General features: G+C 49.1%; 14 protein-coding genes. 8 read left to right on the plus strand and 6 right to left on the minus strand.

The window, feature by feature from the left end; all coding sequences use genetic code 11:
• Positions 1–38 precede the first annotated feature (38 nt).
• Entirely contained in the window at positions 39–458 is a 420-nt protein-coding gene (locus WBJ53_RS23685; protein WP_338870792.1) for an rRNA adenine methyltransferase, read from the minus strand.
• Positions 459–660: 202 nt separating this feature from the next.
• Between WBJ53_RS23685 and WBJ53_RS23690 the strand changes: the two genes are divergently transcribed.
• From WBJ53_RS23690 to WBJ53_RS23700, 3 genes are read left to right on the plus strand one after another with little or no spacing between them, the layout of a single operon-like run.
• On the plus strand, positions 661–1,098 hold the full coding sequence (locus WBJ53_RS23690; RefSeq protein WP_338870794.1) for a hypothetical protein: 438 nt from the start codon (positions 661–663) through the stop codon (positions 1,096–1,098).
• A gap of 8 nt (positions 1,099–1,106) precedes the next feature.
• The gene (locus WBJ53_RS23695; protein ID WP_338870796.1) at positions 1,107–2,462 is read left to right on the plus strand and encodes a hypothetical protein; all 1,356 of its coding nucleotides are present in this window, start codon (positions 1,107–1,109) and stop codon (positions 2,460–2,462) included.
• 55 nt (positions 2,463–2,517) lie between these two features.
• Positions 2,518–3,177 (plus strand): hypothetical protein, encoded by a 660-nt coding sequence (locus tag WBJ53_RS23700; RefSeq protein ID WP_338870798.1) that lies wholly within the window; start codon positions 2,518–2,520, stop codon positions 3,175–3,177.
• Between the two features lie 61 nt (positions 3,178–3,238).
• Here the strand turns inward: WBJ53_RS23700 and WBJ53_RS23705 are convergent, their stop codons facing one another.
• On the minus strand, positions 3,239–3,676 hold the full coding sequence (locus WBJ53_RS23705; protein WP_338870800.1) for an EVE domain-containing protein: 438 nt from the start codon (positions 3,674–3,676) through the stop codon (positions 3,239–3,241).
• A gap of 227 nt (positions 3,677–3,903) precedes the next feature.
• Here WBJ53_RS23705 and WBJ53_RS23710 point away from each other — a divergent pair, with 227 nt between their 5' ends.
• From WBJ53_RS23710 to WBJ53_RS23720, 3 genes are all read left to right on the plus strand, one after another.
• Positions 3,904–4,587 (plus strand): DUF1080 domain-containing protein, encoded by a 684-nt coding sequence (locus WBJ53_RS23710; RefSeq protein WP_338870802.1) that lies wholly within the window; start codon positions 3,904–3,906, stop codon positions 4,585–4,587.
• A gap of 304 nt (positions 4,588–4,891) precedes the next feature.
• Positions 4,892–7,765: a PVC-type heme-binding CxxCH protein gene (locus tag WBJ53_RS23715; protein ID WP_338870804.1), complete on the plus strand. Its 2,874-nt coding sequence runs from the start codon at positions 4,892–4,894 to the stop codon at positions 7,763–7,765.
• 355 nt (positions 7,766–8,120) lie between these two features.
• Entirely contained in the window at positions 8,121–9,368 is a 1,248-nt protein-coding gene (locus WBJ53_RS23720) for a VCBS repeat-containing protein (protein ID WP_338870805.1), read from the plus strand.
• Positions 9,369–9,445: 77 nt separating this feature from the next.
• Here WBJ53_RS23720 and WBJ53_RS23725 read toward each other — a convergent pair whose 3' ends face one another.
• The gene (locus tag WBJ53_RS23725; protein ID WP_338870807.1) at positions 9,446–10,288 is read right to left on the minus strand and encodes a LysR substrate-binding domain-containing protein; all 843 of its coding nucleotides are present in this window, start codon (positions 10,286–10,288) and stop codon (positions 9,446–9,448) included.
• Positions 10,289–10,392: 104 nt separating this feature from the next.
• Here WBJ53_RS23725 and WBJ53_RS23730 point away from each other — a divergent pair, with 104 nt between their 5' ends.
• The gene (locus WBJ53_RS23730) at positions 10,393–11,736 is read left to right on the plus strand and encodes a proton-conducting transporter membrane subunit (RefSeq protein ID WP_338870809.1); all 1,344 of its coding nucleotides are present in this window, start codon (positions 10,393–10,395) and stop codon (positions 11,734–11,736) included.
• 9 nt (positions 11,737–11,745) lie between these two features.
• The gene (locus WBJ53_RS23735; RefSeq protein WP_338870811.1) at positions 11,746–13,986 is read left to right on the plus strand and encodes a DUF2309 domain-containing protein; all 2,241 of its coding nucleotides are present in this window, start codon (positions 11,746–11,748) and stop codon (positions 13,984–13,986) included.
• A 122-nt stretch (positions 13,987–14,108) separates the two neighbouring features.
• On the opposite strand, the gene WBJ53_RS23740 is transcribed toward WBJ53_RS23735, so the two are convergent.
• The 3 genes from WBJ53_RS23740 to WBJ53_RS23750 all read right to left on the minus strand — a co-directional run bounded on the left by WBJ53_RS23740 (position 14,109) and on the right by WBJ53_RS23750 (position 18,508).
• Positions 14,109–16,511, minus strand: coding sequence for an FtsX-like permease family protein (locus WBJ53_RS23740; protein WP_338870813.1), 2,403 nt, complete (start codon positions 16,509–16,511; stop codon positions 14,109–14,111).
• A gap of 15 nt (positions 16,512–16,526) precedes the next feature.
• Complete coding sequence (locus tag WBJ53_RS23745) at positions 16,527–17,225, minus strand: ABC transporter ATP-binding protein (RefSeq protein WP_338870815.1); 699 nt, start codon at positions 17,223–17,225, stop codon at positions 16,527–16,529.
• Positions 17,226–17,380: 155 nt separating this feature from the next.
• Positions 17,381–18,508 carry an AraC family transcriptional regulator gene (locus WBJ53_RS23750; RefSeq protein WP_338870817.1) on the minus strand — a complete coding sequence of 376 codons (1,128 nt, stop codon included), beginning with the start codon at positions 18,506–18,508 and terminating at the stop codon, positions 17,381–17,383.
• Between the last annotated feature and the right edge of the window lie 113 nt (positions 18,509–18,621).

Consider the following 18,621-nt stretch of genomic DNA (forward strand, 5'->3'; position numbering starts at 1 on the left):
AGCAGGAAGATCGGGTATATCAGCGGTTTTTACAAATTCTATTCGCCGACGCGGTCAAGTCCGTTCCGAATCCCGTTGCGAATCATGGTACTATAGCCATCCTCCGGTAAGTTAATGGCAAACGATTCGGCCAGCCGATAGTGATTCCTTGCCGTATCGAAATCGCCCAGGTCTTCGTAGCCTTTTCCAATATTCAGATAGAGCGACGGATACACCTCCTGCATTTGCTCATCCTGAACCGTTAAGGCCAATTCGAGCGATGTTTCGTCCCATTTCAATTTATCGGCTATTGCTGGCTGCTGACGCGCAACATAATGAGCGGCAATAAACCGTTCGAAGTTGGTTGTGGCTTCGTTCCAGGCCTGTTGAAAATACAGACGAGCCTTTTCGGGTTCGCCTTCTGCGGCCATTCCCTGCGCACAAAGTTTTACGACGTTGTTCTCTGGGTCAAATTGCATAAAAATCCCCTGTTATTTTCTGCCTAATCCTACTTTAAGTTTATGGATAAAGTACCTCCTTTCGCTTCGAGCGCCAGCGCTATTTCACAAGATATAGCGCCGTTTAATCTAGTGAAATTCACCATATTAATACGGGATTTTCCCCATTGGCTACTTTACTAAAACCTCCCACCTTTGTTCTGTAACCTAAATCTATTCAACCATGGCAAAGAAAAAGAAAAATCGCGCCCGAAAACCCCTGTTGCATGCCTTTAGTGCGTTGGCAACTAATGCTACAAATTCGGTTGCCTTTCATGAGGCCGTTCTTGCTAATAGTGCTGTTGTCGAGGTAATTTATACCCTCACAACCACCCCAGGACTTGTCGTAAGCCGAATTGCGTTTGGTTTTAATCCTGTCAATTTGAAAAACGATCAGGACCCGGCCAATTCTACCATTTTTAAAACCCGCAACCGTCCGTTTGACTCTATCCTATGCATTGGCGACAAGCTGATGGTTGAGGTATTTGCCACAGGAGCGGCAGGCAATGGCTGGTCGCTAGATGTGACAGTCGACGGGCAACCCTTACCCGACAGTCCTATTGCACTCAATGTAGACCCTAATGGCGTTGCCAATCACGCTGCACTCCACAATCTCCCCTAATCCGCATCATGAAAATTAATCTACTACTCCTGCTTTTTTTGTTTGCCAGTAGTGAACAAGCAGTTGCTCAGGTGCTGGCCGACGATGCCGAAGGTAAAAGCTCTATTGTTCAATATAGCAATTCGATCAATTTCGACCTGGCGAAAACGGCCTTATCGGTTGGCTTTAATAACTATCGGCATTTCAAGATTGCCGACCAACAAACTCTTTGGGGAATTTCGGCCAACGCCAAAAATTCTGATGGCATTGCTACACTCTTCAATGAAGGTAAATTTCAGCCCGAATCCAGACTACAGTTTTTTGTAGGTAACCGAAAACGAATTAAACAAAATGGACTCGGTACTCTGGAAGAGGAACGGGATAAACTTGTTACTAATTCTGCACGAACGAAATACATCCAACTACTCAACTTTCGTCCGGCAGTAGATACTCTTATCAAAAAGCAGGCTAACCTTACCAATGCTCAGAAAAAAGCGTTGGCGGATACCGTTAGAGCGGTTTTAAAAAAGAACCGAGATGAGCCTATTCCGGCTCTGGAAACCCTGCAAAAGAGTTATCCAGTAAAAGATTCCCTAAAAGCTGTTGCTATTGCGGCTGTCGTTAAACTGATTACTGAGCGGCAATCAGAGGCTGCCAAACTAGATCAAACTATCAATCAATTAGATAACAGGCTACTAGAGATTACTGCGCAAATCCTTAAACTCGACACTATTCGCAAATTTCGCCTTCTCTACGTATCGGGCGGACTAAATGCGGCCTCCTTTCAGACGTATGATTCAAGCATAATGAGTTCGCTGGATAAGCGGTTTGTGAAAACACCCTATCGCGGAGGTTTTATTGATCTGGGTATTAACTATGACTACAAAGCGAACTGGCTTTTAGGAGCCTCAATTGGTTACGAACGCGCTAATACTCTGGCCGATAATCTAAAAAGTAAGGATTATACCGTTCGAACCGTCGATACTCTCGGGAAACAACAACTCATTTCTGAAACAAAATACACAGGCTATACCGGGGACTTCCGACTTTATGACCGGGTTAATATCCGAACCGACCTATTGTATTTTCATACCCTCGACAAAATGTATAACGACACATCTGGTTACCAGCTAGCCTGGAATATTCTTTATACCCGCAGTTTTATCTCATTTGATCAAAAAGCGGCCAAAAGTCGTATCGACATTGGGTCTGCCCTAAACTTTTATAATGTTAAAAAAGGCAACTTTCTGGGTGGGCTCTATCTGGAAATCACAGACCTGACCAACAGTCAGAAAGCCGATACAAATGCTTTCCAACGTCTCTCGTTTGGTATCGTTGCGAAATACGCATTCCAGTCCATCATTAATCGATTTAGCAACTCCTGACCACATACTCATGAAAATAGCCATCTTTTTTTTCGCCCTGCTTTGCCCATTACTGGTGGCAGCACAACTATCTCCCACCGACACGGCACGTATTGGCGCTCTTACCAGAACGACACTAAGTCTTGGGCAGAGTCTTACTGCGCTCAACCGAAGCGTGGTGGCCTTAAGCACCCGTACCGATACATTGAATCAGAAAATTGATAAAGCTCAACCGTCAGCCACATGCAGGTTTTGCCAGTCGGAGTTGAGTGCTGGCGAACGCTGGCTAGTATCCATGCCCCTGTTGTTATTCGTCGTCGCGTCGTTCTACGTGCTCTCGCGTTTGCGGCAGGAAGGATACAAGCTTAGTGATGCCCTAAAGGAAAATTATACCGTTGATGTGAAGAATACGCCCGAAGCCGCTACTGCTAAGCTAGAAACTCAAAAAAATCTAATGGCTGAGGGTGCCAATGCTGCTGAGGCCGAAGCCGTTACTCAAACCACCACGGAGGTACGCCCACAGAGCACAAGTCGTCTTATTGCATTTTTTGCCGGCATGGCAGCCATTATTGTTTCGGTATCGGCAATCACGTTCTTCTTCTACGTTTATCTACGCACGGGTGAACAACCCGAATTCGAGAGCCTATGGAATGTAGTGTTGGGACTTGGTGTAGGTGTAGTTCCTTACGCATTCAATCGAATTTCAGATGCGCTAGACCCCAAGCCCACCAAATAACAGTCATAAAACAACCGCGTCGAAAACATGGAAATGAGTTTTGACGCTCGACGCGGTTGTTTTATGACTGTTCTGCATTGAACATTCTCTCTTTTATTAACACAAAATCTTTTTCCCCGATTTCAAAAAAACCTACGCGAAACGGATAGCCCCACGCTTTTTTGTTCTGAATGAAATTGAGGTCATTGATCAGTGGCAGAATCGATGTTTCCTGGCAGTCGTAAAACTGCACATTGCGCCGAAACGGAGCAAAATCGTGGGTCAGGGTAACCTGATAAATCCCTTCGTCAGTGATCTGCCCGATAGCGGTAAACGACTGGCATTTTTCGTCCTGTTCCAGTACCTGCTTAGGCGAATAGAAAATCACCCAATCATTGGGTTTTGTTCGTAATAAGGGTGTTTTTTTGCCGTGATTGGCCTGCATAAATCCACCCGAAACACCCCGCATGACGTGGTCTTTCGACGCAACAACGATCCAATAGTGTAGTGTTTCGTTCATAAATCAGTGCTTTTCTCCACACAACTTACGTCCTGGTAACTAATTACCAATCAGACTTGTTGATCAACTTCCAGCAAGATAGCTATTCTCTGTCAGGCTAGTTGCTTAATCGATTATTGAGTAACTTACTTACCTCTAACCGCCTGACAGCCTGCTTAGCTTATAGCATGAGTAATCGGGTGAACATCGGCACTTTATATACCCAGATTTACCTAAACTCTAAACGAATGGTTTCTTTCTGGAATCTTTCTTTACGAAGGTCCAAGCTTCTCCAGCAATGGCTACCTCTGCTTTTCGTTTCCCTACTTTGTAGCACAACACCGACCTTTGCCCAATCGACGGTAAAAGCGGTATCATTATTTGACGGCAAAACACTGAACGGCTGGAAAACTGTCGATCCGGCGCAGGCAAGTTGGTGGTCGGTAAAAGACAGCGTGATTCACAGTGGCGACGGCGTCAACAAGATTCCGGAAAATACTTATCTGCATACACTGAAAGAATACGGCGATTTTGAATTTCGCTGCCTGTTTCGCCTGTACGGTGATTCCAAGACGGGCATGATCAACAGCGGGATACAATACCGGTCGATTATTGAGGGAAAGAAAATCATTGGTTACCAGGCCGATATTGGCAATGGCTATTGGGGTGACCTATACGACGAGCACCGCCGGGAGAAACTCGTCGGTGGTGATCTGCGAACGCTCAAACACCTTCTGAAAGAAGACGGCTGGAATAGCTATATCATCCGCTGCAAAGGCAACCATCACGAGCTGTATATCAATGGCGTAAAAACCGTCGACTATATCGAAAAAGACCCTAAAATCCCGAATAAGGGCGTGATTGCCGTCCAGATCCACAGCGGTGGTGTAGCCCAGGTTGAATTTAGAGACCTGACGATAAATGAATTGTAAAGCCCCACCAGCGGAGAAAGATGTAACCTATAATTTATAACCCTAAAAGGGTGATAGTATTGTAGAAAAAAGGGAACCAAAAATGGAGCCCCGAAGGGTGGAAGTATATCGCCCCTTCGGGGCTCGGGTAGAGAGGATTCACTCGAAATCTATAACACTGACATCCCTTCGGGATTAGCACCTATCAATACTGATTTCAAGTACGCTCTGACGGATCGGTCGGAGGTAACTTCAAAACACACAATTTCCGTACCATGTAAACTCGATTATTCCTGATACCTAAACCAACTGATGACCTATTCCTATGCCTAATTTTCGTTATCTGATTGCTTTAGTGGCTGTACTATCTGTGGCTACTAAACCAGTTGTTTCAGCACAATCTTCCAAAATCAAACCTGCGGCACCAGACACGGCAAAAGTCGACCGGGAGTATGCCCTGGAAGCTACCATGCTGGGCTTTTTTGCGAAGGATGGTGCCCGTAATCCTACCCTGAAAGCCAGCAAGGGCGAACGGGTTCGCATCACCATCACCAATGGCGAGTTGATGACGCACGATATTGCCCTCGAAAAGTTGGGCATCAAGAGCAAAACCCTTCAGGAAAAAGGTACCAAAGCCAGCATCATTTTCAAAGCCGATAAAAGCGACACATACTACTGCACCGTTCCGGGCCACCGGGCGGCTGGCATGGTCGGTAGCTTGGAGGTGGTTGAAGGCCCCATTTCCGATGCTACCGTAGCCGGACAGGTGCCGATGAAAAACGGCCAGCCGCTCAACCTGAACTTTGAAACCGGCACCCTGAAAGACTGGAAAGCTACGGGTGACGCGTTTACGAATCCGATTTACGCGCAGGATGACCCGTCGCCGGTTCACGAAAAAGACATGCACATCGGTTTCGACGGCAAGTATTTTCTGAGCAGTGGCGGCACGGCCAACGCCAAACAAACGGGTACGCTAACCTCTGTAGCGTTTACGGTTACGCAACCTTTTGCGGCCTTTAAAGTATCGGGTGGTGCGTTGCAGGATACCCGTGTTGAGATCGTACAGGCCAATACCGATAAGGTTATTTTCCACAGCACTGGCCAGGGACGTGCTACCCTCCAGCCGGTGGTGGTTGAGTTGCAACCCTATCTGAATCAGGACATTTACATCCGCATTGTCGACAACGAAACGGGCATATCACAGATTCCGTACATACCGAATGATAAATGGGCGCACATCAATTTCGATGATTTCCAGTTCTACGCCACGCGCCCAACATTCCCGAACGAGCTTAAACAGAAGGACATCATCATTCTGCCCCCACTCGATCCGGTCCTGAATGCCGGACTTTCGGGCATCAAAGCGGCTCAGGCCATGACCCTACCCAACGGCTTCAAAATGACGCTGGCAGCTTCGGAACCTGACATCGTGAAGCCGATTTGTTTTACCGTCGACTGGCGTGGTCGGCTTTGGGTGGTCGAATCGCACACATACCCCGTTCCGGCTCCCGAAGGTCAGGGTCGCGACAAGATTTTGATTTTTGAAGATACCAACGGCGACGGCACGCTCGACAGCAAGAAGGTTTTCATGGAAGGGCTTAATCTGGTGAGTGGTATGGAAGTCGGTATGGGTGGCGTCTGGGTTGGTGCCGCCCCCTATCTGCTGTTTATTCCGACTGATTTTAAAACCGACAAACCGCTGGGACCACCTCAAAAAATGCTCGACGGCTGGGGACATGAAGATACGCATGAAACACTCAACAGCCTTCGCTTCGGACCCGATGGCTGGCTGTATGGCACCCACGGCGTATTCACGCACTCCAACGTTGGCAAACCAGGCGCGCCGGATTCCGAACGAACCAAACTCAACGCCGGGGTCTGGCGGTTTCATCCAGCCACCCATCAGTTCGAACTGTTTGCCGAAGGGACCAGCAACCCCTGGGGGCTCGATTTCAACGATTACGGTCATGCGTTCATCACGGCCTGTGTGATTCCGCATATGTACCACATGATTCAGGGCGGGCGCTACCAGCGGCAGGCCGGAAAACACTTTAACCCCTACACTTACGACGACATCAAAACCCACGCCGATCACGTTCACTGGGTAGGTGAACGCGGCCCTCATGCAGGCAATTTCCGGTCAGCGTCGGCGGGTGGTGGTCATGCCCATTCGGGTGCTATGATCTACCTCGGCAATAGCTGGCCGCAGGAGTATCGGAACGATATTTTCATGAACAACATCAACGGAGCCCGGTTTAACCACGATCACCCTGAGCGGGCAGGAACGGGTTATTCGGTGACGCACAAGCCGGATTTTATTGTCATGAACGATTCGTGGTCGCAGTGGCTGAATTTTAAATACGATGCCAGTGGTTCGGTTTGGGTGATTGACTGGTACGATAAAAATCAGTGCCACAGTCCCAATCCCGACGTGCACGACAAAACGATGGGTCGAATTTTCAAGCTTTCCCACGAAAACGACAAATGGGTGCAGGTCGATTTGCGAAAAGTTTCGGATATGGAACTGGTGAAAGCGCAACTCAACCCGAACGACTGGTATGTGCGGCAGGCTCGGACCATTTTGCAGGAGCGTGGACCCAACAAGAAAGTCCATAAAGCCCTAAAGGAAATTCTGGCAAAAAACCCCGATCCGACCCGTAAGCTTCGCGCACTCTGGGCCTTGCACGTGACCAAAGGGCTTACCGACAAAGAATTGACTGACCTACTATCGAATGAAAACGAATACGTCAGAAGCTGGGCCATTCAGTTGCTGGCTGAGGATAAAACGGTATCGCCCGAAGCACTGAAGCAATTTGCAGCAATGGCGCAAAACGACAATTCGGCCATGGTTCGGATGTATCTGGCTTCGGCAATGGGACGACTGGAACCGGCGCAGCGTTGGGATGTACTGGATGCACTGGTACAAAAAGCTCAGGACAAAGACGACCACAACCAGCCGCTTATGCTGTGGTATGCCGCCGAACCATTGGCCGCTATCGACATGAAACGGGCACTGGATCTGGCACAGAAGTCGAAAATGCCGAAGCATCTGAACTACATGATTCAGCGGATTGGAGCTATCAATACCGACGATTCGAAAAAGCTGTTGAAAGAGTTCAATGACCGCGTTGGGAAACTCGATCACTCGCACGAAAACCACGAAATCCAGGCATTGATTGCTAAGGCATTGGGTGAATAGTTTAAATACAGGGCCACCTATGCGGCTCCATAACCATTATTCAGTTCTTACCCCCAACCCCCTGAAGGGGGCTAAGGTTGAGAATAGTCAAGACTAGCCCTCTTCAGGGGGTTGGGCTGTTAAGTTCTGAAATTTAGCCCCGAAGGGGTGTGATAATTATAGAGGAAAATGAGCTGTAGCGAGCTTTGAGCCCCGAAGGGGTGAAAGAATGTCACCCCTTCGGGGCTCAAAACAGGTTCTTACAGTCTTTTTTACTATAATCCTGACACGCCTTCGGCGTTGAAAAAGAGCACTTAACAGCCCTGCCCTTCAGAGGGTTGGGGGTAAGACGCAATACCTAGTTAAAATTGGACTTATGACAACGAAAATCATACTAACCGGAACCCTACTTTTCTTCGGGCTAACCACTGCCTATAGCCAGGACAAAACCCTGATGAAGGTCCGGGAGCAACAGGCAGCAGCAACAGCCACCGAACGAGCTACGAAACAGGTGGTTCCTGAAGGTAATTTCAAAAAGACAACCCTTACCCGCGACTTCATTTCGGAAGGAGCCGCCGTAGCCGATCTGAACAAAGATGGCAAAATGGACATCGTGGCCGGTTATTACTGGTTCGAAGCACCCAACTGGACCCGTCACGAAATGGCACCGTCGCGTACCTACGACCCGCGCAAAGAATACAGCGATTCATTTCTCAATATGGGGATGGACGTCAATCAGGATGGCTGGGACGATGTGGTTATTATCGACTTCCCCGGCAAACCCGGTTTCTGGTTCGAAAATCCGAAGAATAACGCATCAGGTGAATGGAAAAAGCACATGCTGGCCAATTCGATGGGCATTGCCAACGAGTCGCCGGGGTTTATTGACATCGATGGCGACGGGCGGCTCGATATTCTGTGTGGCGATAAAGACAAAAAGCAGATTGTCTGGCTGAAAGCGCCATCCAAACCCGGCGAAACCGAATGGATACGTTACCCGCTTAGCAAAGAGAACGTGCCGGGTACGGAAATTTTCTCGCACGGCATTGGCTTCGGCGACATCAATAAAGACGGCTTCAACGATGTGGTGATCCGCGAAGGCTGGTTTGAAGGAAAAGCGGATAAAAAATCCGGTGATTGGGTCTTTCATCCGGCCAATCTGGGCGAACCCTGCTCGCATATGCAGGTGCTGGATGTAAATGGCGACGGCAAGGCCGACGTAGTTAGTGCATCAGCTCACGCGCTGGGCGTTTGGTGGCATGAACAGATCACCGACGAGCAGGGTCAGGTTAACTTCAAAACACACCTGATGAGCAACACGACCGCCCAAACCCACTCCTCCATCATGGCCGACTTGAATGGCGATGGGCGAAAAGATTACATCACCGGCAAGCGGTTTCTGGCTCACCACGGTCGCGACCCCGGCGACAGCGATCCGGCTATTCTGATGTGGTTTGAATTTACACCTGGCAAGGAGCCGTATTACAAAGAACACATCATCGATACCGATTCAGGTTCGGGCCTGAACGTTACGGTTCACGACATGAACGGCGACAAAAAACCCGATATCATTGTCGCCAATAAAAACGGCGTATTCCTGCTTGAGAATAAGATAAAAAAGTAAAAATTTCGACAGGATTAACAGGATTGAAAAAATCATAAAAATCCCGTTAATCCTGTCGAAAAGCAATTTCCATCGACTCAATGTTTAAGTCGTCGAAGCACAAACTCTTCCAGTGTATTGATTGCCGGATTGTTGGCCATGTGTTTAATCAACGACACATGCGTATCGGCTAATTTTGGCAACAAAGCCGCATCAATGGCCTGCAAATCAGCAGGAATCATGGTTTGGGGCATCACCGAGATACCCATACCCGCCCGGACAGCCGCTACCGCTCCGGCATAACTCGGGCTCGAAAACACCAGGCGCCACGCGCGACTCGCCTGTTCCAGAGACTTGATAGCCGAAGCCCGATAGACACAAGGCTGGGGGGCCAACACCAGTGGCACCGGCTTTCCAGAATCGATCAGGTTTGGATCGCCAACCCATTTGAGCGGTTCCGACCACACATCCAGCCCATTGGGAAAATCCTCTGGCCGATTCATTTTCACCAGCACCAGATCAAACTCATTCTGTTTGAACCGCTCGAACAAGTTGAGCGTTAAGTCACACTCTATTTTCAGCAGGATACGGGGATGAATCCGGGAGAAATCAGCCAGCACATCCGACAAATACACAGTAGCAAAATTCTCCGGTAAACCAAAGCGTACTTCCCCTTCCAGTTCGGGTTCTTTAAAACGATCCAGCGCTTCGCGGTGCAAGGCAAAAATCTGGCGGGCATACCCCAGAAAAATCTCGCCTTCGGGGGTAAGTGTAAACGCCTTGCCCCGAACCAGCAACAACTTCCCCAGTAAGCCTTCGAGCTTAGTCATCTGCTGACTAATTGCCGATTGAGTCCGGCCTACCCGGTCGGCTGCTTTAGTAAAACTCCCCGTTTCTGCTACCGCAATGAAACACTGTAGGGCAATGGTATCAATATTCATAAGATTTTCTAATATAAAACATTAGAATTTCGAGTTTTTCTAATATTAGAATAACTAATACTTTTGAGCGCTAAAATAAACATAACTTATAAATAAATATTCGGATGCTACTTTTTATCCTCACCAGTCTCTTTCATTTGGATAGGCTGGCTGTGATCATGATTGCTGTGGTCGTCTTTATTGGTCTATGCGTGGGTAGTTTTGCCTACCGTTATTTGAAAGGCGATGGTCAATATCGGGCGTTTTTTGTCCGGCTCAGTTTACTGATCACTTCAGTAGTATTGATGGTCAGTGCAGATCATATAGGCTTCTTACTGGTAAGCTGGTGCATAAGCAACGGGCTTCTGGTTCGATTGATGGTCCATAAATCAGGCTGGAAAGCGGCCAGAGCATCAGGCTGGCTGGCGGCCAAAAACTTTATTGTAGGGTCGGTCTGTATTGCCACGGCCCTGGGTCTGTTTTATCTGTCAACGGGCGAAACAAGCATTCAGGCGTTGCTTCGCCAGCCCATGATTTCGACACCGATGTGGGCAGCATTGGGCTTTTTGATGGTAGGCGCTATGAGCCAATCGGCAATTTGGCCATTCCATCGCTGGCTGCTGAGTTCCCTGAATTCGCCAACGCCGGTTTCGGCTATCATGCACGCGGGTCTGATCAATGGCGGAGGCTTCTTACTGGTTCGGTTTGCCCCCCTTTACCTGCAAAGCCCTTATCTGCTGACTGGTTTGGTGGTGGTGGGATTCCTGACTGCGTGGCTGGGTACATTGTGGAAGCTCATGCAACCCGATGTGAAGCGGATGCTGGCCTGTTCGACAATGGGCCAAATGGGGTTTATGTTCGTACAATGTGGATTGGGCTTATTTCCGGCAGCAGTAGCTCATCTGGTCTGGCATGGAATGTTCAAAGCATATTTATTCCTGTCCAGTGGAAGTGCCGCTCAGGAAAAGCGCGTCGATCAGGGCTACCCACCGAGCCTCCCAGCTTTTTTCGGTGCGTTACTATGTGGACTAGTAGGGAGTTACAGCTTTGCGCTGGCGACGGGAAAGACCTGGTTTGCGAATGATACTACCTCCGTATTGACCGGTGTGGCTTTTCTAGCAGGTAGCCAGTTCGCCTTGCCCTTACTTCATGCCAAACCACTCCGGGCGCTGCCACTGGCCCTTCTTGGTACTGGCTTAGCCGGATTGGCTTATGGAGGCAGCGTGCAACTCATTACCGGCCTAATGGCTCCGATGGCGTTAATGCAGCCTCAAGCGCTGAATGGCTTTCACATAGCCGGTTTGCTGGCGCTGGTACTGGCCTGGCTGTACAGGTTATTTGCCAGAAATCCTGAAAAAACCAAGCAAGCTCCTGCCTGGGTCTTAAAAGGCTATGTGCTGGCCCTCAATGCAAGTCAGCCACATCCTACCACCATCACGAATCATCGTAAGCACTATCAGTATCAATAACCACTTAGCATGGAAACCCCTATTTTATCCCAGCCCATCGATTTACAAATCGATTCTGTTGACATACAACCTGACGATACAGTCCAATTAACCGAACAAATAACAAATAGCTTTAAAAAAATAGCCCCTTCGTGGCCGCTGAAGAATCTGATTGCGGTAAACCCTCTTCAGGGTTTCGAGGAGCTACCTATCGAAACGGCCTTATCGCTGGGATACGCCTATTTCCAACAGCCTACATTGCCTAAGCCAATGGAAACGGTTAACCAGCAAACGCTCAAATGGCTACAAGTGTATTTTGACGATGGACAGGCAACTTTACCCATGCCCCTACGCCATTTAGGGCTGTACTCGGCCTGGCAACAGCTTGCACTTTATGATGTATGCTTGCACGGCAATGATGAACATAAACGGCAGTGGTTAGCCGCTTTGCCGAAAAACCCCGCTCAGGCTCTACAGGAGTCGCTGGTTGACCTACATATTGCCACCGACGAGCAGGAACAGTTTCTGACCCTTATGCTCACAACCCTGCCTGGCTGGGCTTCTTATGTCCGATACCGCACCGACTGGGCTGGCCTGGATACCCATCACCCCCACCCGGTAACTCAGATGGAGTATCTGGCTCTGCGCGTAATTATTACCCGTTTGCTGTGGCCCGAAGCCAGAACCCTCCTGACCTGGTATCAACATGTACGAAAAAATACCAAACCCAGCCCCAACCTGTTGAGAGAGTTGGAACTGGCCGAACGTAGATTCCGGTTGCCACTCCTGAAGCAATTAGCGGCTCAATCGCTAACAGAGTCAGCGCTACCAGAAGCTCAGTTCGTTTTCTGTATCGACGTTCGTTCTGAACCTTTTCGTCGGGCTCTGGAAGCAACGGGTAATTATCAGACGCTGGGGTTTGCGGGCTTCTTTGGGGTACCTATTCAGGTAACCGATACGGTAACAGGTGATTCGTATGCGTCCTGCCCGGTTTTGCTCACTCCCAACCATACCATACACGAGTCACCCTGCGGTCATGCTACCGAACAACAGCAGGATCGCAAGCGGTATGCCCGATTAACGAAACTTAGCCAGCTCTATCAATCCCTGAAATATACCTTTACTACGCCCTTTGCGCTGGTCGAAGGACTCGGAATGGCGAGCGGTATCTGGATGGGATTACGCAGCCTAATGCCTCGACTGGCTTCCGGGCTTCAGACCCAGTTGGTTCGGTCGATTCGAAAACCAATGGCGGTACATTCCTCTTTAGAAACCATTCCATTCGCCGACCAGTGCCGTTATGCCGAAGGAGCGTTACGAACGATGGGTCTAACAGAGCAGTTTGCCCCTCTGGTTGTCTTTTGTGGGCACGGTAGTTCGACGCAGAATAATGCCTATGCAACTGCACTCGATTGCGGGGCTTGTGGTGGACGACATGGTGGTAGCAATGCCCGCGTACTGGCGGGTATTCTGAATGATCATCAGGTTCGGCACTCTCTCCTCCAAAAAGGAATCATAATTCCCGACACAACGCAGTTCATAGCGGCCGAGCACAATACAACCACCGATGAAGTTACGCTCTTTGGAGACATTCCGTCTGAGATGCGTCAATCGCTCGACCAAAATCTGGCAAAAGCCCGACAAATCAATAGCCTTGAACGCCTTAAACACCTACAGCCCAACCAGCCCGTTGATAATGGTGTACTGCAAACCTGGTTGCGCGCCAAAGACTGGGCTCAGGTTCGTCCCGAATGGGGGCTGGCCCGAAACGCAGCGTTCATAGTGGCTCCACGCGCACTGACGGCTGAGCTTAATCTGGAAGGGCGCTGTTTTCTGCATTCCTACAACTATGCACAAGACCCACAAGGAACAGCCCTGACAACAATTCTTACGGCTCCAATGGTGGTGGCCGAATGGATCAATACCCAATACCTGTTTTCTACGCTGGATAATGTAGCATATGGAGGAGGTAGCAAATTAACCCAGAACATCACGGGCAAAATTGGTATCATGCAGGGAAATACAAGCGATCTGATGACGGGCCTACCGTTACAATCGGTCTATGCTACCGACAACCTGACCTACCATGAACCTCAGCGGTTGATGGCGGTGGTTTATGCTCCCCGAACCATGCTGGATTCAATTATTCAGAGCCAGCCTGTGCTACAAAAATTATTTGGAAATGGATGGACACAACTGGCCTGCCTCGACCCAGAGGATGGTAAAACCTATCTGCTAAGCCGCGAATTCGCATGGCAAAACGTACATTAACATTCACACTTAAACAGAGACCTGAGTAAGGCTTTTTGCCTGAGAACACAGCCCCTACACGCTACGTAGGGGCTGTTTAATTCGTATGTTCCGTAATAATTCCGCTGCATTAGCGAAAGGTTTTACTCATAGGCCAACGCTTCGCGGGTGGTAAGCCGATTAGCCCGCCGGGCAGGAAACAGGGTAGCCAGATACGAACCAACCACAATAAGAATGACCCAAATGCCTAAAGCCAGGGGCAAAATAGCCAGACTTAATGGTGTCCGAAAAGCCATGTTTCCAATAAACTGCCCAAGATAAGTTGATAGCAATAGGGAGAGCACAAAAGCCAGAAAAATACTGAATGCGCCAATGGTCAACCCTTCCCACACAATCAGATTGCGGATTCGGCTGGGTGTTGCTCCAAGGGCTCGCATCACACCAATTTCGCGCGTTCGTTCCATCATGTTCATACTCATGGTCGATAACAGACCCAGCGTTCCGACCAGCGCCATCAGAATAGCCATCGCCATCAGCGAGTTAATCAGAATCCGCATATGACCGGCAATGGCATTGTGCAATAACCAAACCGGTACACTCGACCGAACAGCAATATTTTCGCGCTCAAGGCGGTTTTCAACTTCGTTGATTTTTGTTTTGACGAAAGCCCGGTCGCGATTGGCAAAGGCGATACGGAGCATGGCCGAGCAACCCGAGGAAGGTATGTATCTGGCTAACGCGTCAATAGAAACGTAGGCTGTGGCCGCAGAACCCACATCTTCCGTAAAGCCAATAATGCGCCAGGTTGTAGGTTTGTCGCCAACAGAGAGCAGTAGCGTATCGCCTAGTTTCATTCCTTTTCTTCTGGCCAACTGATTCAGTACAACATCGGTTGCCGACTGCCTATTCAGCCAGTGTCCCTCCACCACTGTAGGGTTCAGTAGTCGTGTTGGAACGGGGAGCGCGAGCACCGTAAAACTACCATGTCCTTTATCGGGATAAGTATGTGAAACGGCATAAGGCCCCGTTTGGGCAATAGATACCGGAGCAAAACTACCGATCTCAACCTGTTTTATGCCAGCCATATTCTTCAATTGAGCAATGGCCTTGTTGACTTGCATGGGATTGTCTAACCGAATTTCGAGGTCATATAACCGTTGCGTATAAATTCGGCTCAGGTTCGCATCCCAGGCCGACGACACATTCAGCGCCGTCATAAACATGGCCCCACCTGCTGCCAAAAGCCCTAATGTCATGGCTAGTCGGGTTCGTTGACGAAACACGTTTCGTAACGAAAGCAGAAACGTTTCGCTCAGAAAACGAAGCGAAGCCAACCGCACGAACCACCAAGACGGAGTTACCCCCGACTGCGACACGCCATAATTGTCCAGTGCCTGGCGAACTGGCAGTCGGCTCCCCCGAATTACCGGAAACGCAACCACCAATACAGGAATCAGCATTCCTGTAGCAACTTGCAACAACGGAACCCAGTTTGGAATGCTGGCATCAGTGAGTTCAATATTGAGCAGGGTGGCAATGCGCGAATACAAGACCGACGCGGCTAACCGGCTTAGCGGAATACTGACTGCCAGAGCAACCATACAAAGAATGACCAGCATAACCAGATAAAGACCGGCAATCTGGCCCGATGTAGCGCCAATTGTTTTCATAACCCCAATCTGCCGAACCTGTTTCACCATCAGCGTTGCCATCGATGTGGCAACCAGAATAGACCCCAGGAGTAGAATCAGATAGCTAAACACGATGAAAATGGTCATCACGGCTTCCATCTGGCTCTGGTGTGGATGCCGGTTAGGGGGCGGCACCTGAATTTCATGAACTTTGTAACCTTTCTTTTCTAACCAGGCCGAAACCATTCGGGCCTGATCAGTAATGTGGGGTGCCGAATCTTCGTTGGAGGCCACTTGTATTTTGAGCTGATCGAACTGGTGATTCTCGCCTAGCCAACGTAGCGTTGCCAGCGTAATATACCCATATCCTGCCTGCTCCTGCCATGCCGGAGCCAGCGCCGGATCGTGAACAATTCCTGCTATTCGAACCGGTTTAGGGCTCCCGTTTCGGGTTTTCACTGTAATTGTGGCTCCCTCCTGAGCCTCCATCATACTCAACGCCGTCCGTTCGACCAGCATACTACCTAACGCGGGTTCGGTGGGGCCCGATAGCCGATGGAATTTGCTGATACGGAGGTTGTGGAAATCATCGATCACAAATAGCAGAATCGGGTACCATTTGTCATTGACGTTCATTCGAGCCGTTAGAGTAGCCCGACGGTCGGCTTCTTTCAGAATGGGCAAGCGTTTGACGCTATCGACCAGACTACGGGAAATTGAATCCTCCAGCTCAATTGTGGCCGAAGCGGGCAATGTACCCCTATAATTGGCAGTCATCTCCCGACGAACGACGACATAACCACCCAGAATGCAACCAATGCCAAACACGCCAAGCGCAATGGCCAGCACCAGCATTGCATTTTTGGCATAATCTGATGTAATGTCGCGCAGGACCTTCAGATATCTAATCTTCATGGTTTCGGAGATGAATTAAGCGGATACCGCCGTTGAATCTGTAATGACACCGTCGGCAATAGCAATAGTATGTTCAAACCGGGTCGAGAACTCTTTCTCATGCGTGACCACAATAACCGTTTTACCGGCCCGCGCCAGTTTGGCAAAGAGCTGAAAAATAGCCGAAGCCGTTTGCGAATCCAGATTACCGGTAGGTTCGTCGGCTACCAGAATCGGCGGGTCATTGGCCAGCGCCCTGGCTATAGCTACCCGTTGTTGCTGCCCGCCCGAAAGTGCCGACGGAAACTTGTTGGCCTGCTCACGAATGTCGACCTGTTCTAATAATTGCAAGGCCCGGCTTTTTCGCTCAGCCTTCGGGTAGGTGTTGCAGAAATCCATAGGTAGCATCACATTTTCCAGAATAGTCAGCGTTGGCAGCAACTGAAAGAACTGGAACACGACACCAATAGTCTGGCCGCGCCAGGATGCCAGCGCACTTTCCGACAGTTTATCGATCCGAACGCCATTCACCAGTACGCTTCCTGCGGTAGGTTTGTCGATGCCAGTAATGATGTTGAGTAGTGTTGATTTGCCGCTACCCGATTTGCCGGTTATGGCCACCAACTGGCCCGACGAAATTGTGAGCGAGACCCGTTTTAACGCCTGAAATGTACCGGATGCCAGTGTAAAAGTCTTTGTTACCTCGGCTAGTTCGATTATCGTTTTGTGTTGCACTTTGCTTGTTGTTTTTTGGGCAATTCTCGCAAACAAAAGCACAGCAGTCGTCTAGCTACATCCAGATGGACGTAAAAAACGATTGAATTGTTGAGTGATTGAGTGATTGAATTACGCTCCGCCGTTGCGATTGAAGAACTAGCTAATTCAACAATTCAATCATTCCTTTTCAGATACTCACTTGGCGTTTGACCGGTGAAGCGTTTGAAGATCAGGTTGAAGGTCGATTTAGATTTGAAGCCAGCTTCCAGCGCCAGTCCCAGCAGATTCAGGTGCTTCATGGCGGGGTTGTTCATATACGCTTTTACCTGCTCGACCCGGTATCGGTTGACGAAATTGTAGAAGTTATCGCCAATACCTTCATTAATCAATTGCGAGAGTACGCTTCGGCTAATGTGCAGTCGTTTTGCCAGATCGCTCAGGGTTAGTTCAGGATCGAGATAAGGTTTTTCATCGGCCATGTATTGCAGCAGGCGGTCGATGAGTTGTTGTTCCGGCTTTTTGGCGGGTGTTTCGGATGCTGGCTCTGGCAACACCTGCTGATTGCCGGTGATGGGCCTATTAAAAATTTCTTTCTGGAGAATGCCTTTGTAGCCCAGCGCAAAAATCGACAGCGAGAAAATGACCGCAATAGTCCGACCCGACCAGAACATAGTGCCATGATGAATCACATTAAGCAACATGAGCAGGAAAGTAAGGGTAATGGCCAGAAAAACCCCCATAAAAAACCGCACCCAGCCAATACTCACGTTTTCGGTATTCGACACTTCCTGCTCAATCAGTTTCTGGTAAGTCAGCCATCGTTTATGAATAAAAAACAGATAGGCAGAAAACTGAACAACCATACAAAACCAGAACACTCCCGAACTCCAGGACCGATGGCCATTCAGGTAATCAATCAGCGGATTGGCTATCGAAAAATGGGTCAGAAATAAGGAGAAAAAGGCAGAAACAATACACGGAAACAGATGCGCCACTGTTTGAAAAGACAGCCTAACCCGACGGCCGGTTAGTTCCTGGACATAAAACCAGAGCAACGGAGCGATCAGGAAAAAACTGGGATCGCCCAGCGCATACGATTTGATGGCGAAGTGCGTAATGACCCTGCCCGCAAACATCGTGTGCAGGACACTGAACGACATGGCCAGCAACAGCACCGACAGAAACCAATTAGCCCGGCTTCCACGAACGCTCTTGTTGTTTAGCAACAGAGTCACAAAAATCCCTTGTGCAATGCCTGCATATATGACAATTAAGGAAAGCTGTTCGAAGAGTGCTGCCAAGCGAATGGTTATATAAGCTGTTATAATTTGATGCTACAAGTTTACGACTTCTGCCCACAACCTGTTTCTGCCTGCGTAAGCCGTTGCCATCAAATCGCTAACGCAAACAACTG

The organism is Spirosoma sp. SC4-14 (genome assembly GCF_037201965.1).
Classification (GTDB): Bacteria; Bacteroidota; Bacteroidia; order Cytophagales; family Spirosomataceae; genus Spirosoma.